Origin of the sequence: Streptomyces sp. NPDC059895 (genome assembly GCF_042731035.1) — a bacterium.
Classification (GTDB): Bacteria; Actinomycetota; Actinomycetes; order Streptomycetales; family Streptomycetaceae; genus Streptomyces.
The window spans coordinates 144,476-159,384 of record NZ_JBHWKO010000018.1; the positions used below are offsets into that span (position 1 = coordinate 144,476).

Here is a 14,909-nt window from a genome sequence, read left to right on the forward strand (position 1 = left end):
GGCGTGAACTAAATGAACGGAAGGGTGACCGCCCTCACACACCGGGAGATAGTCACCGGGTTCCCTTATCTCGCCCGGACGTGAGCCGCACGCCGGTGATGCCGACGAAGACGTCTAAGGAGGGTAGCCGTGGCCGCCAGCAGCACCCCCGATACGGCACCTGCCGCACCCGCCGCCAAGCGGGACCGGACCCACTACCTGTACATCGCGGTGATCGTCGCGGTCGCCCTCGGCATCGCGGTGGGTCTGATCGCCCCCGACTTCGCCGTCGAGCTGAAGCCCATCGGCACCGGCTTCGTGAACCTGATCAAGATGATGATCTCGCCGATCATCTTCTGCACGATCGTGCTCGGCATCGGTTCGGTCCGCAAGGCCGCCAAGGTCGGTGCCGTCGGCGGTATCGCCCTCGGCTACTTCCTGGTGATGTCGCTGGTGGCGCTGGCCATCGGCCTGGTCGTCGGCAACGTCCTGGAGCCGGGCACCGGCCTCGCGGTCACCGACGCGGTGAAGGAGACCGGCCAGGCGCAGGTGTCGGCCGAGGCCAAGGACACCACCGAGTTCCTGCTGGGCGTCATCCCGACCACCATCGTCTCCGCCTTCACCGGCGGCGAGGTGCTCCAGACCCTGCTCGTCGCGCTGCTCGCCGGCTTCGCCCTCCAGGCGATGGGCCCGGCCGGAGAGCCGGTCCTGCGCGGTGTCGAGCACATCCAGCGGCTCGTCTTCCGCATCCTCGCCATGGTGATGTGGGCCGCCCCGCTCGGCGCCTTCGGCGCCATCGCCGCGGTCACCGGTTCGGCCGGCGTGGACGCGCTCAAGAGCCTGGCCGTGCTGATGCTCGGCTTCTACGTCACCTGCTTCCTCTTCGTCTTCCTCGTGCTCGGCGCGCTGCTGCGGATCTGCGCGGGCCTGAACATCCTCACGCTCTGCAAGTACCTGGGCCGTGAGTTCCTGCTGATCCTGTCCACCTCCTCCTCCGAGTCCGCGCTGCCGCGCCTCATCGCGAAGATGGAGCACCTCGGGGTCAGCAGGCCCGTCGTCGGCATCACCGTCCCGACCGGCTACTCCTTCAACCTCGACGGCACCATGATCTACATGACCATGGCCTCGCTGTTCATCGCCGACGCGATGGGCACGCCGATGTCGGTCGGCGAGCAGATCCCGCTGCTGCTCTTCCTGCTGGTCGCGTCCAAGGGCGCCGCCGGGGTCACCGGCGCGGGTCTGGCGACCCTGGCGGGCGGCCTCCAGTCGCACAAGCCGGCCCTGGTGGACGGCATCGGCCTCATCGTCGGCATCGACCGCTTCATGAGCGAGGCGCGCGCCCTCACCAACTTCGCGGGCAACGCCGTCGCCACCGTCCTGATCGGCACCTGGACCAAGGAGATCGACAAGGCGCGCGTGGAGCAGGTGCTCGCCGGCCGGATCCCCTTCGACGAGCGGACCCTGCTCGACGACGGTCACGGTCACGGCGGCCCGGCCCCGGAGGCGGACGTGCTCGAGCCGCGGGCGGGCGGCGAGCGCGGCGGCGAGAAGGAGCTCGCCAAGGCCTGACGCACCGGCCCCGGACTCCGGGCGCCCGGCCCCGCCTGAACCGGGGCCCGCCCGGGGGCGGGGCGCCGCGGGCGCCGCCGCTAGGGCGCCCCCCACGGCCGCCCCCCCCGGCCCGGCACGCCGGGCGCCCGCCCCGCCCTGACCGGGGGCGGGGCGCCCGGCCGTCTTGTTCCGTCGTCCTTTCCGGGGGCGCGGTCTTGCCTTGACGTCGGCGTCAAGCCGTACGTTCACCGGTATGCGAATCGGCGAGCTGGCCGCACGGGCCGGGACCACGACGCGGACCCTGCGCTACTACGAGTCGCGGGGGCTGCTGCCCGCGCGCCGCGACGAGCTGGGGCACCGCGCCTACGACGAACGCGACCTGCGGCTGCTGCGGCAGATCACGACGTTGCGGGACTTCGGGTTCGACCTGGAGGAGACCCGGCCCTTCGTGGAGTGCCTGCGCGCCGGGCACCCGGAGGGCGACTCCTGCCCGGCGTCGCTCGCGGTGTACCGGCGCAAGCTGGACGAGCTGGACGCGCTCATCGGCGAGCTGGGGGCGGTCCGGGAGAAGGTCGCCGGGCAGCTGGCGCGGGCCGAGCGGGCGCGGGACACGCTGGGCGCCGAGGCGCTGGTTCCGGGGGGTCCGGAACCCGTGTGCGAACTGGGAGGACGTGAACGGTGACGAAGGCGGCCGGAGTGCCCGAGGTGACGGACGCGGATTTCGGGACGGAGGTGCTGGGGGCGGATCTGCCGGTGCTGGTGGAGTTCACCGCGGACTGGTGCCCGCCCTGCCGGCAGATGGCGCCGGTGCTCGGTGCGCTTGCCGCGGAGACGAGCGACCGCCTGAAGGTGGTGCAGCTGAACGTGGACCACAACCCGGCGACGACCAACCACTACAAGGTGCTGTCGATGCCGACCTTCATGGTGTTCCGCGGCGGTGAGCCGGTGAAGGCGATGGTGGGGGCGCGGCCGAAGCGGCGGCTGCTGGAGGAGCTGACGGACGTCCTCTGACCCCCCGGCGCGCACCGCGCGCACCGCACGCAGAAATCCCCCGAGCGCAATTGCGCCCGGGGGATTTCTTTATGTATATTCAATGGTTCGCGAATTCGCTGTGGGCGGTTCGCGGGGAAGTCCAGTGACCACAGTATATCCGGCCGGGAGTGGAATTGTCAAACATCGGTTTTCCGGGCAGTGAAGACAGTGAATTGCGCGGTGAACAGGAATTCATCGACGGCCTGTACGCCCGCGTCGACGCCCTGCGCGGTGACACCGAGGCCTCCGTAGCGGACGCCCTCGCCCAGGGCGACAAGCCCATGCAGGCCCGGCTGGAGCGGGACATCCTGGTCGCCGAACGCTCGGGGCTGCTCGCCGCGCTGAACGCCGTCGACGGCTCCCTGTGCTTCGGCCGGATCGACCTGGCCTCCGGCGCCGCCCACCACATCGGCCGGGTCGGGCTGCGTTTGAACGACGCCGAGCGCACGCCCGTCCTCGTCGACTGGCGTGCCGACGTGGCGCGCCCCTTCTACCTGGCCACCGGCCACACCCCGATGGGCCTGCGCCGCCGCCGGCACATCACCACCGAGGGCCGCCGGGTCACCGCCCTGCACGACGAGTTCCTCGACCTCGGCGACGCCACCCGCACCGGCCACGAGGACCCGGCCGGCGACGACGTCCTGCTCGCCGCGCTCAACTCCGCGCGCACCGGCCGCATGGCCGACATCGTGCAGACCATCCAGGCCGAGCAGGACGAGATCATCCGCGCCCCGCACCGGGGGGTGCTGGTGGTCGAGGGCGGGCCGGGCACCGGGAAGACCGCGGTGGCCCTGCACCGGGCCGCCTACCTCCTCTACGAGCACCGCGACCTGCTCGCCAAACGGGCCGTCCTGATCGTCGGCCCCAACCCCGCCTTCCTCGGCTACATCGGCGAGGTGCTGCCCTCGCTGGGCGAGACCGGCGTGCTCCTCGCCACGGTCGGCGAGCTGTACCCGGGCGTCCGGGCGACGGCCGGCGACACGCCCGAGGCGGCCGCCGTGAAGGGCCGCGCCGACATGGCCGACGCCCTCGCCGCCCTCGTACGCGACCGGCAGGCGCTGCCCGACCCGGTCCTCGCGATCGAGCACGACCGCGAGGTCCTGATGCTCGACGACGGGCTCGTCAGCGTCGCCCGGGAGCGCACCCGGGCCGCGAAGCTGCCGCACAACGCGGCCCGCGAGCACTTCGAGGGCCACATCCTGAACACGCTCACCGAGCTGTACGCGGAGCGCGTCGGCACCGACCCCTACGACGGGTCCAGCCTCCTCGACGCGAGCGACATCACCCAGATCCGCGACGAGCTCGCCGAGAACCCCGAGGTGTGGTCCGCGATCGACCGGCTGTGGCCGGTGCTCACCCCGCAGCGCGTGGTGGCCGACCTCCTCGCCGACCCCGAGGGCTACGTCCCCGACGAGGACGTGGCCGCCGTACGCCGTCCGGTGACCCGGGCGTGGACGGTCGCGGACGTCCCGCTGCTCGACGAGGCCGCCGAGCTCCTCGGCGAGGACGACCGGGCGGCGCGGGCCCACGCGTGGCGTGAGCGGGAGAGGCAGATCGCCTACGCGCAGGGCGTGCTCGACGTCTCCTACGCCTCCCGCACCTACGAGTTCGAGGACAAGGAGGAGGACGATCCGGAGGCCGGAGAGGTCCTCTCCGCGCACGACATCATCGACGCCGAGCGGTTCGCCGAACGGCACGAGGAGGACGATCACCGCAGCGCCGCCGAGCGGGCGGCGGCCGACCGGACCTGGGCGTTCGGGCACATCATCGTCGACGAGGCGCAGGAGCTGTCGCCGATGGCGTGGCGGCTGCTGATGCGGCGCAGCCCGACCCGCTCGATGACCCTGGTCGGCGACCCGGCCCAGACCGCGGAGGCGGCCGGCGTCGGCTCCTGGTCGGAGATCCTCCGGCCGTACGTCGGGGACCGCTGGGAGCACACCCGCCTGGGCGTCAACTACCGCACCCCGGCGGAGATCATGGAGGTCGCCGCGGCCGTCGTGCGCGCCGAGCGGCCCGGCTTCGCCCCGCCGGGCTCGGTGCGGTCCACCGGCGTCCGGCCCTGGGCGCGTGCCACCGACGACCTGCCCGGCGCGGTCGCCGAGGCGGTCGGCGAGCTGACCCCCGCGGAGGGCCGGCTCGCGGTGATCGCCCCGCGCGAGCTGCACCGCCGTCTGGCCGCCCGGCTGGACGGGGTCACCGCGGGCGCCGAACCGGACCTGACGCGCAAGGTCGTCCTCCTCGACCCCCGGCAGTCCAAGGGCCTGGAGTTCGACTCGGTGCTCGTGGTCGAGCCCGGCGGGTACGGAACGAGCGACCTGTACGTCGCCCTGACCCGGGCCACCCAGCGGCTCGGCGTGGTCCACACCGGGGAACTGCCCGAGGCGCTGGCGCGGGCGCTGGCGGAGCCACTCCCGTAACGGGGGCCGACGTGCCGCGGCAGTCCGCGCCGACTGCCGCAGGAGTGCTCGCGGTTCGCGAACTTGCCTTCTCCGAGGTTCAGTTGGCCGCATATCAGGCCTTCGCCTCCAGGGCAACCCGTCCCTCTTCCACGGCGGGGGAGGGGGGAGGGCGGGGGAAGGGGAGGCAGCGGTCAGGTTGCGCAGCGGTGTGGTTCGCGATTCGAAGCGTTGGCCATTGATTTCATTTTCGGCAATGCGAACGCGTTCATGTGTCGCTGATTCGAAGGGGACTCGTGCAGAGCTGATCGATTCAGGGCGGGTGCTCGACGCCGCGTGGGCTACCTGCCAATCTGCTGCCGTCGGGCAGCAGCCCGGCGTCGTGGAGCACATCGAAGGATCTTTCATGTCCGCACCCGGGAACGGTGATTCGTCCGACTCCGACGCCTTGAGACCGCTTATCGAGATGCTGAGTCGAGAGGTGGCCGAGTTGAAGGGCAGCGTCGAGGAGATGCACAAGCGGCAGGAACGGAGGGCTCGTTGGAACACCCTGATCTCTCTCTTCAGCATCGCCCTCGGCGTCACTGTCAATTTCGCGCGGAGCTAGGGCATGTAACGATCGATTGTGATCGAAAGCGGGTTTCATAAGGCCAATCGACCAGCCCCTGTCGCCCTTCTGTCACTCTCTGCTGCGAAAGCAGTGACGGAGAGCAGGGGGATTCCATGGCTGACAGCGAGCGTCCTTTTCCGTTGCCCGCTTCCGAGGAGGAGCGGGAGGAGTGGATCGATGCGGCGAGCGCGACACCGGGAGTGAACGTTCCCCGGGACGCGCTCGCCAACATCGCACCGTTCCTCGTACAGCCGTGCAGCCTGATCGGGGCGGCGGACGGCGCCGGGCGCCGTCGTCTGGCAGAGAGCGCCCTGCGGCGCGTCAGCACCGATGCCGGTGACATGACCGTTCTGGCCGTCAGTATGCACGGCGCGGGAGGGGTCGTCTGGGAGAACAACGAACGCATCAGCTCGGCCTGGCACTCCCCCGCCGATCCATCGGTCGTGAGAGGGGAACAGCGCGCCCTGGCCCGGGTGTACCCGTGGACGACGATGAACGCCGAGGGCCGGGAAGAGGTCCGTGCCGCGCTGCGCAGCCAGGTGGCGAGCCGGGACGAACTGATCGCCAACGTGCAGTTGGCGGTCGAGGCCCTGGGCAGTCACGTCGGACATCGGCCGTACGACCTGAAACAGGACCTCGTTCTCAACGGCCAGCAGGAACCCGGCCTCTATGTCGCCCAGCAGTTCCACCTCGAAGAGCCCCCGCTGGTGGGTGAGGACGGTCAGCCCCTGCACCCCTCCGATCATTGGGGCTGGATGGCCGTTCGAGGGAACAACCGCACGAAGGAACGCCAGGAGATCTTCGGCGTGACCTCCGCGGAGGTGCTCACCGGCATGCCTCTCAAACGGCTGGGAGGGGAGGGCGAGACGCTCGTCTTCGACCCCGCCGAGTGGCTGACCCTGCTGTCGGAGACCCTCAACGACGAGTACGCGACCGTGGAACGCTGGGAGCCGGACAGCGGCCTTCGAGCGGTCCTGGCCCGCAACGTCGCCGTTGTCGAGGCACACCTCGTGCTGGGCAGCACCACACCACGCCGCCTGTACCGCATCGTGCAGATGAGCAACCGGCGCGATCACGTCCACCCGCCACTGGAGTTCGAGCAGAACGACCGAAGCCGCGCCCTCGCCCGCAGCGTTCTCGGCACGTACCTGGCGGCGGGCCGCCTGGACGAGAGGACCGCGGAGGTACTGTCCGGGTCAGCGCCGGTCACCGATCTGCCGGGCGTCCCGGGCGACGCTTCGGTGAGCGAACTCAGGGACCTGCGCTCCATGATGCTGCTGGAGGAACTCTTCCCGACCGACCGCGAGAAGCAGTTCCTGATCCGGCGGGCGCTCAGCGAGTCGCCGCCCTCACAGCTGACGGCCCCCGAGGTGAACCGCCGAGCCCGCGCCTGGTCGGCCCTGACGTCCGAGAGCTACCCCAAGGCCTGGAACCCGCGCATCGGTGAGATGTTCCAGGTGGGGGACGTGCGCGCCGGTATCCAGCTCTCCGGCCGCCCGCTGCGGGACCTCCTGGCCATCGCCGAGTCCGACGAGGAAGCCTTCGAGGAACTCGTCAGCTTCCGCGCCGCCCATTGGCTCGCCGCCTTCGGCATCATCGAGGCCGACCGGGGCTCGCTGACCGGACAGAAAGCCGACGAGGACGACGGTACGGAGGCGACACGCGTCCGGCGTACGGTGCGCAACACGCTGAACGCCCTGCGGAACAACAGCAGGGAGCAGGCGGTCGCGGTGCTCCGGGAACTCGCCCTGGCCATGGACCAGGGCGACCGGACGCCGAGGAAGGTCAACAAGTCGGGGGAGCGGCTCGTGGAGCCGATGAAGATCGCGTGGTTCAACCGCGAGTTCCCGAAGGAGACGGGGAAGCGGCCGGCCAGGCCCAGGGTCCCGCGTCCGGCTCCGCCCGGGCCGCCGGGCGCACCCGTCGCGGGCAGCGCGGGTCGGCCCGCGACGGAGCCTTCCCACACCGCCGCGGGGACGGATCCCGCGGCGCCACTGGGCGGCGCACCGGGGTCCCTCCCCGCGTCCCGGACGGCCGCGGACGCGGGACAGGACCCCACTCCCACTCCCCCCGCGTCCGCGTCGCCGCCCGCTCCGTCGGACGTCTCTCCTCTCGATCAGCTGGCGGAGGAACTGAAGGTCCGGGTCGGCAGACTGCTCGACGAGTCGCGCCGGGCCAGGGAGACCCTGGACCTGATGGCCGACAAGGCGCGCCAGGGGAACGTACGGTTCGCGTTCAGCCGGGGACAGGCCGAGGCGATCGCCCTCGACATCCCCCGCGCCCTGCGTACGCTGCGTGAGCTCCCCGAGCTCGTCGAAGCGCTGACCGAGCCTTAGGCCAGGGCCTCTAGGCAGGCCGCAGCCACACCGTCGCCAGCGGGGGCAGGGTCAGCCGGATGCTCGCCGGGCGCCCGTGCGCACCCTGCGGCTCGGGCTTGATCGGGTCGGGATGCGCGACGCCGCTGCCGCCGTACCGCTCGGAGTCGGTGGTGAGGACCTCCAGCCAGGCGGGGACGTCGCCGGGGACGCCGAGGCGGTAGTCGGGGCGGACGACGGGGGCGAAGTGCGAGACGGCCAGCAGGGGCGTGCCGTCGGCGTCGTACCTCAGGAACGCGAGGACGTTGTCGTCGGCGGCGTCGCCCGCCACCCACCGGAAGCCGTCGGGGTCGGTGTCCCGCTCCCACAGCGCGGGCGTCGACCGGTAGACGGCGTTCAGGTCGCGGACCAGGTCGCGGACGCCCCGGTGGTCGGCCTCGGCGCCGTAGGCGGGGTCGAGGAGCCACCAGTCGGGGCCGTGGGCCTCGGACCACTCCGCGCCCTGGGCGAACTCCTGCCCCATGAACAGCAGCTGCTTGCCCGGGTGGGCCCACATGAAGGCCAGGTAGGCGCGCAGGTCGGCGCGCTGCTGCCACCAGTCGCCCGGCATCTTCGACACCAGCGAGCGCTTGCCGTGGACGACCTCGTCGTGGGAGATCGGCAGGACGTAGTTCTCGCTGTAGGCGTACACCATCGAGAAGGTCATCTCGTGGTGGTGGTACCTGCGGTGGACAGGCTCGTGGCCGATGTACTGCAACGAGTCGTGCATCCAGCCCATGTTCCACTTCAGGCCGAAGCCGAGCCCGCCGAAGCCGCTCGGGCCCCGGTGGTGCGTGGCCCGGGTGACACCGTCCCACGCGGTCGACTCCTCGGCGATCGTCACGACGCCCGGGGTCCTGCGGTACACGGTGGCGTTCATCTCCTGGAGGAACGCCACCGCGTCCAGGTTCTCCCGGCCGCCGTGCTCGTTGGGCGTCCACTGGCCGGGCTCGCGCGAGTAGTCGAGGTAGAGCATGGAGGCGACGGCGTCGACGCGCAGCCCGTCGATGTGGAACTCCTCGCACCAGTACACGGCGTTCGCCACCAGGAAGTTGCGCACCTCGCGCCGCCCGAAGTCGAACTCCAGGGTGCCCCAGTCGGGGTGCGCGGCCCGCAGCGGGTCCGCGTGCTCGTACAGGGGCCGCCCGTCGAACTCGGCGAGCGCCCAGTCGTCGCGCGGGAAGTGCGCCGGAACCCAGTCCATCAGGACGCCGATCCCGGCCCGGTGCAGTCGGTCCACCAGGTACTTGAAGTCGTCGGGGGTGCCGAGCCGGGCCGTCGGTGCGTAGAAACCGGTGACCTGGTAGCCCCAGGAGCCGCCGAACGGATGCTCGGCGACCGGCATCAGCTCGACGTGCGTGAAGCCCAGGTCCTTGACGTAGGCCGGGAGCTGCTCCGCCAGCTGGCGGTACGTCAGCCCCGGACGCCAGGACGGGAGGTGGACCTCGTACACGGAGAAGGGGGCCTCGTGGGCCGGCCGGTCGGCGCGGCGCGCCAGCCACTCCTCGTCGCCCCACGCGTAGTGGGAGGCGTGCACGATCGACGAGGTGGCCGGCGGCGTCTCCGTACGGCGGGCCAGGGGATCGGCGCGCAGCGTGTGCGAACCGTCCGGCCGGGCGATGTCGAACTTGTACAGCTCGCCCTCCCCGATGCCCGGCACGAACAGCTCCCAGACCCCGGACGAGCCGAGCGAACGCATCGGGAAGCCGGTGCCGTCCCAGTAGTTGAAGGTGCCGGCCACCCGCACCCCGCGCGCGTTCGGCGCCCACACCGAGAAACGGGTGCCGGTCACGCCCTGGTGGGTCATGGGGTGCGCGCCGAGCACCGTCCACAGCCGCTCGTGCCGGCCCTCGCCGATCAGGTGCAGGTCCAGCTCGCCCAGCGTGGGCAGGAAGCCGTACGCGTCCTCGGTCTCCTGGACCGTGCCCTCGTACGTCACGACGAGGCGGTGCTCCGGCACCTCGCGCAGGGGCAGCAGACCGGAGAAGAAGCCGTCGCCGTCGTCGTGGAGGTCGGCGCGCACGCCGCCCCCGACGACCGCGACGGACAGCGCGTAGGGCCGGAAGGCCCGGAAGACGACCCCGCCGGGCGTCGGATGCGCGCCCAGCACGGAGTGCGGATCGTGGTGCGTGCCGTGCAGCAGCCGCTCCCGGTCGGCGGCGTCCAGGGCGGGGGAGGGGACCACCCCGGCCTCCACGCCCGGGGACACCACCCCGGCCTGCACGTCCGGGGACACCACCCCGGCCTCTACGTCCGGGGACGTGACGGCGGGCTCCCGGACCTCGGCGTGCGCCGCCGGGACGTGCGCCGCCGGTGCCTTCTCCGCCGCCGCCTTGCCCGCCGGTGCCTTCCTCGCGGGAGCCCTCTGGGCGGCTGCCTTGCCCGCCGGTGCTTTCCTCGCGGGAGCCTTCTCGGAGGCCGCCTTGCGCGCGGGTGCCTGTGCGGCCGCGGCCGACTTCTGCGCGGGGACCTTCTTCGCGGCGGGCTTTCCGGCGGTGTCCTGACCGGCAGCCGCCTTCTTGGCGATGGCCTTCTTGGCGCCGGCCTTCTCGGCGACGGTCTTCTCGGTGGCGGCCGTCCGGACCGTGGGCTGTTCGACCGAGGTCCGCCCGGCCGCGGTCTTCTGCGCGGGGACCTTCTTCGCGGCGGACCCCCCGGCGGTGCCCTTCTTCGCGGCGGCCTTCTCGGCGGTGGCCTTCTTGCCCGCCGCCGTCGTCCTGCCCGCCGTCGCCGCCTTCTTCGCCGCCGCCTTCTGTGTCACCGCCTTCGCCGCCGCCTTCTTCGCGGTGGCCTTCTTCTTCGGGTCCGGACCGTCGGACGGGGGACTGGGAGTCACGGGTGAAGCCTCCTCAGAACGGGTCGGATGCGGCGAGCCTGCGGATCGCGGACAGCGGGACGGAGAGCCAGTCGGGACGGTGCCGGGCCTCGTAGACGACCTCGTAGACGGCCTTGTCCGTCTCGTAGGCCCGCAGCAGGACGGGGTCGGTGCGCGGGTCGGCGTCGGCCACCTCGGCGTACCCGGAGCAGTAGGCGGCCCGGCAGGCCTCGGCCCAGCCCGGTGCCGGCGGGTCGGCCGAGTGGGCCGCGTAGTCGAAGGACCGCAGCATGCCCGCCACGTCCCGCACCGTCGGCTGCGGCATCCGGCGCTCCGCCAGCGGACGGGCCGGCTCGCCCTCGAAGTCGATCAGCGCCCACTGTCCGGAGGGCGCGCGCAGACACTGCCCGAGGTGCAGGTCGCCGTGGACGCGCTGGGCGGTCCAGGTGTGGCCCTCGGCCGCGAGGTCGGCCAGCGCGGTGAAGGCGGTGCGCAGGGCGGGTGCGTACGGATGCAGCGCGGGCACCGCCCGCGCGGCCGCGTCGAGCCGCTCGGTCATGCCGTCCACCAGCGGCCCCAACTGGGCGTACCCCAGGGTGGCCGTGGGCAGCGCGCGGGCGAGCGCGGTGTGCACCTCGGCGGTGGCGCGGCCCAGCGCCCGCGCCTCGGCGGCGAAGTCCTCCCCCTTGGCCAGCTCCCGCAGCGCCAGCTCCCAGCCGTCCGCCGCGCCCTGCACGTACGGCTGGAGCACCCCGAGGACGTACGGCTCGCCGCCGAGCTCGGCGTGCATCCACGCCGTCGGCGCCGGCACCCGGGGGCAGCCCTCGCGGGCCAGGGCCAGCGGCAACTCCAGGTCGGGGTTGACGCCGGGGACGACCCGGCGCAGCAGCTTCAGAATAAACGTATCTCCATAGACGACCGACGAGTTGGACTGCTCGGACGTCAACCGCCGGGGCACCAGGCCGGTGCGGATCTCCTGGGCCGGATCGCGCTCGCAGCGCAGGGCGCCGACCCGGGCCCCGGTGCGCAGTGCCTCCAGCAGCACCTCGGCGGGCCGGGTGTCGTAGAGGGCGTCGTACACGGTCCGCCCGGCGAGCGGTCCGTCCTGCACATGACCGATCAGCGCGGGCGCCAGCCGGGGCGGCAGCGCCTCGCGCGCCCCTATCAGGAGCTGGTAGGTGTCGCCGTACCCGGTCGTCTGATGCGCGCGGATCAGCAGGTGGTACAGGCCCAGCCGTCCTCCCGCGGGCAGCAGCTCGGTGGCCGCCACCGGTGTGAACCCGGTGACCGGACTCCCCTTGCCGGCGAACCAGCGCTGCCGCGGCAGCCACTCCCGCAGCAGGGGCGTCAGTGACGCGAGGAGACCAGGGGCTGTCGTGCCGGAGAGTGTGACAGTGTCCGCCATTGCGTCACATTCCTTTCCCCGGAGGGTCGGGGTGCTACTTCTGCGTGCCCCGGGCGGGGCAGGGGAAACCGCCCCGCCGCAGGGTTCTAGGCGGCGTCCCTGCGGAGCCGGAACCAGTAGAAGCCGTGTCCTGCGAGGGTGAGCAGGTAGGGCAGTTCGCCGATGGCGGGGAAGCGGACCCCGCCGAACAGCTCGACCGGGAAACGGCCCTTGAACGGGCGCAGGTCCAGCTCGGTGGGCTGGGCGAAGCGCGAGAAGTTGTGCACGCACAGGACGAGGTCGTCCTCGTACTCGCGGAGGAAGGCGAGGACGGCGGGGTTGGAGGAGGAGAGCTCGGTGTAGGAGCCGAGTCCGAAGGCGGGGTTCTGCTTGCGGATCTCGATCATGCGGCGGGTCCAGTGCAGCAGCGAGGAGGGCGATGCCATGGACGCCTCGACGTTGGTGACCTGGTAGCCGTGGACGGGGTCCATGATGGTGGGCAGGAAGAGCCGTCCGGGGTCGCACGAGGAGAAGCCGGCGTTGCGGTCGGGGGTCCACTGCATGGGGGTGCGGACGGCGTCGCGGTCGCCGAGCCAGATGTTGTCGCCCATGCCGATCTCGTCGCCGTAGTAGAGGATCGGCGAGCCGGGGAGGGAGAGGAGGAGGGCGGTGAAGAGTTCGATCTGGTTGCGGTCGTTGTCCAGGAGGGGGGCCAGGCGCCGCCGGATGCCGATGTTGGCGCGCATACGCGGGTCTTTCGCGTATTCGGCGTACATGTAGTCGCGTTCTTCGTCGGTGACCATTTCGAGGGTGAGCTCGTCGTGGTTGCGGAGGAAGATTCCCCATTGGCAGTGGGTGGGGATGGCGGGTGTCTTGGCGAGGATTTCGGAGACGGGGTAGCGGGATTCGCGGCGGACGGCCATGAAGATGCGGGGCATGACCGGGAAGTGGAAGGCCATGTGGCATTCGTCGCCGCCGGAGGCGTAGTCGCCGAAGTAGTCGACGACGTCCTCGGGCCACTGGTTGGCCTCCGCGAGGATCACGGTGTCCGGGTAGTGGGCGTCGATCTCCTTCCGCACCCGTTTGAGGAACTCGTGGGTCGCCGGGAGGTTCTCGCAGTTGGTGCCCTCCTCGGCGTACAGGTAGGGCACGGCGTCGAGGCGGAAGCCGTCGATGCCCAGGTCCAGCCAGAACCTCAGCGCGGAGATCATCTCCTCCTGGACGGCCGGGTTCTCGTAGTTGAGGTCCGGCTGGTGGGAGAAGAAGCGGTGGAAGAAGTACTGCTTGCGGACCGGGTCGTAGGTCCAGTTGGAGACCTCGGTGTCGACGAAGATGATGCGGGCGTCGGCGTACTGCTTGTCGTCGTCGGCCCACATGTAGTAGTCGCCGTAGGGCCCGTCGGGGTCTTTGCGGGACTCCTGGAACCACGGGTGCTGGTCGCTGGTGTGGTTCATGACGAAGTCGATGATGACGCGCATGCCGCGCTGGTGGGCGGCGTCGACGAATTCCACGAAGTCGGCGAGGTCGCCGAATTCGGGGAGGACGGCGGTGTAGTCCGAGACGTCGTATCCGCCGTCCCTCAGGGGGGATTTGAAGAACGGGGGGAGCCAGAGGCAGTCGACGCCGAGCCATTGCAGGTAGTCGAGTTTGGCGGTGAGGCCCTTGAGGTCGCCGACGCCGTCGCCGTTGCTGTCCTGGAAGGAGCGGACGAGGACTTCGTAGAAGACCGCGCGTTTGAACCACTCGGGGTCGCGGTCCTTCGCGGGGGTGTCCTCGAAGGTGTCCGGAACGGGCTCGTTGACGATCATCGTGTGGGTGACCCTCCGATCTGCGGGTTGGACGGTCGCAGGACGGTGCCATGCTCGCCCGGGGGACTGTCCCCGGACTCCGGGCCGACGGTCAGCACATGGGCGCCGCCCGGTCCGAGACGCACGTAGTTGGCCCTGCCCCAGTAGTAGGTCTCGCCGGTGAGCAGATCGCGCACCGGCGCCGACTCGTGCCATTCCAGGCCGAGTTGTGGCATGTCCAACGAGACCGTCGCCTCCTGGGTGTGGTGGGGGTCGAGGTTGACGGCCACCAGAACCGTGTTCGAACCGCTCCGCTTCGAGTAGGCGATCACCGCTTCCTTGTCGGCGTGGTGGAAGTGAAGGTCGCGCAGTTGGCGCAGGGCCGGGTTCGTCCGCCGGATGTGGTTGAGGCGGGTGATGAGCGGGGCGATGGTGCGGCCCTCGCGTTCGGCGGCCGCCCAGTCGCGGGGTTTGAGCTGGTATTTCTCCGAGTCGAGGTACTCCTCACCGCCCTCGCGCAGGGGGGTGTTCTCGCAGAGTTCGTAGCCGCTGTAGACGCCCCAGGTGGGGGAGAGGGTGGCGGCGAGCACGGCGCGGGCCTCGAAGGCGGGGCGGCCGCCGTGCTGGAGGTAGGCGTGCAGGATGTCGGGGGTGTTGACGAAGAGGTTGGGCCGCATGGAGGAGGCGGCCTCCCCCGACAGTTCGGTGAGGTACTGCGTCAGTTCGTCCTTGGTGTTGCGCCAGGTGAAGTAGGTGTAGGACTGCTGGAAGCCGATCTCGGCGAGGGTGCGCATCATCGCCGGGCGGGTGAAGGCCTCGGCGAGGAAGATCACGTCGGGGTCGGTGCGGTTGGTCCCGGCGATGACCCGTTCCCAGAACACGACGGGTTTGGTGTGCGGGTTGTCGACGCGGAAGATCCGCACGCCGTGGGACATCCAGTGGCGCAGGACGCGCAGGGTCTCCTCGACGAGGCCGTCCATGTCGGCGTCGAAGGCGACGGG

9 protein-coding genes and 1 pseudogene are annotated in these 14,909 nt (G+C 71.1%); 6 read left to right on the forward strand and 4 right to left on the reverse strand.

Features of this window, described 5'->3' with window-relative positions; genetic code table 11:
• Positions 1-129 precede the first annotated feature (129 nt).
• The 6 genes from ACFV9M_RS22025 (at position 130) to ACFV9M_RS22050 (ending at position 7,904) form a co-directional block, all read left to right on the forward strand.
• Complete coding sequence (locus tag ACFV9M_RS22025; protein ID WP_385061562.1) at positions 130-1,548, forward strand: cation:dicarboxylate symporter family transporter; 1,419 nt, start codon at positions 130-132, stop codon at positions 1,546-1,548.
• A gap of 235 nt (positions 1,549-1,783) precedes the next feature.
• Entirely contained in the window at positions 1,784-2,212 is a 429-nt protein-coding gene (locus ACFV9M_RS22030; RefSeq protein ID WP_385078950.1) for a MerR family transcriptional regulator, read from the forward strand.
• A complete protein-coding gene (locus tag ACFV9M_RS22035; RefSeq protein WP_385078953.1) occupies positions 2,209-2,541 on the forward strand; it encodes a thioredoxin family protein in 333 nt (110 codons plus the stop codon). The genes ACFV9M_RS22030 and ACFV9M_RS22035 overlap by 4 nt, the downstream gene beginning before the upstream one ends.
• 194 nt (positions 2,542-2,735) lie before the next feature.
• Complete coding sequence (locus ACFV9M_RS22040) at positions 2,736-4,979, forward strand: HelD family protein (protein WP_385078956.1); 2,244 nt, start codon at positions 2,736-2,738, stop codon at positions 4,977-4,979.
• Positions 4,980-5,280: 301 nt separating this feature from the next.
• Positions 5,281-5,565, forward strand: a complete 285-nt coding sequence (locus ACFV9M_RS22045) for a hypothetical protein (RefSeq protein ID WP_385078959.1) — start codon at positions 5,281-5,283, stop codon at positions 5,563-5,565.
• A 116-nt stretch (positions 5,566-5,681) separates the two neighbouring features.
• Positions 5,682-7,904, forward strand: a complete 2,223-nt coding sequence (locus ACFV9M_RS22050) for a hypothetical protein (protein ID WP_385078961.1) — start codon at positions 5,682-5,684, stop codon at positions 7,902-7,904.
• A 10-nt stretch (positions 7,905-7,914) separates the two neighbouring features.
• On the opposite strand, the gene glgB is transcribed toward ACFV9M_RS22050, so the two are convergent.
• The 4 genes and pseudogenes from glgB to ACFV9M_RS22070 form a co-directional block, all read right to left on the reverse strand.
• On the reverse strand, positions 7,915-10,758 hold the full coding sequence (gene glgB, locus ACFV9M_RS22055; protein WP_385078964.1) for a 1,4-alpha-glucan branching enzyme: 2,844 nt from the start codon (positions 10,756-10,758) through the stop codon (positions 7,915-7,917).
• A gap of 13 nt (positions 10,759-10,771) precedes the next feature.
• Complete coding sequence (locus tag ACFV9M_RS22060; protein ID WP_385078966.1) at positions 10,772-12,142, reverse strand: phosphotransferase; 1,371 nt, start codon at positions 12,140-12,142, stop codon at positions 10,772-10,774.
• Between the two features lie 86 nt (positions 12,143-12,228).
• Positions 12,229-13,929 (reverse strand): maltose alpha-D-glucosyltransferase, encoded by a 1,701-nt coding sequence (gene treS, locus ACFV9M_RS22065; protein ID WP_385078969.1) that lies wholly within the window; start codon positions 13,927-13,929, stop codon positions 12,229-12,231.
• A pseudogene (locus ACFV9M_RS22070) lies at positions 13,926-14,909 on the reverse strand (alpha-1,4-glucan--maltose-1-phosphate maltosyltransferase); the annotation flags it as partial. The gene treS and the pseudogene ACFV9M_RS22070, both read right to left, overlap by 4 nt.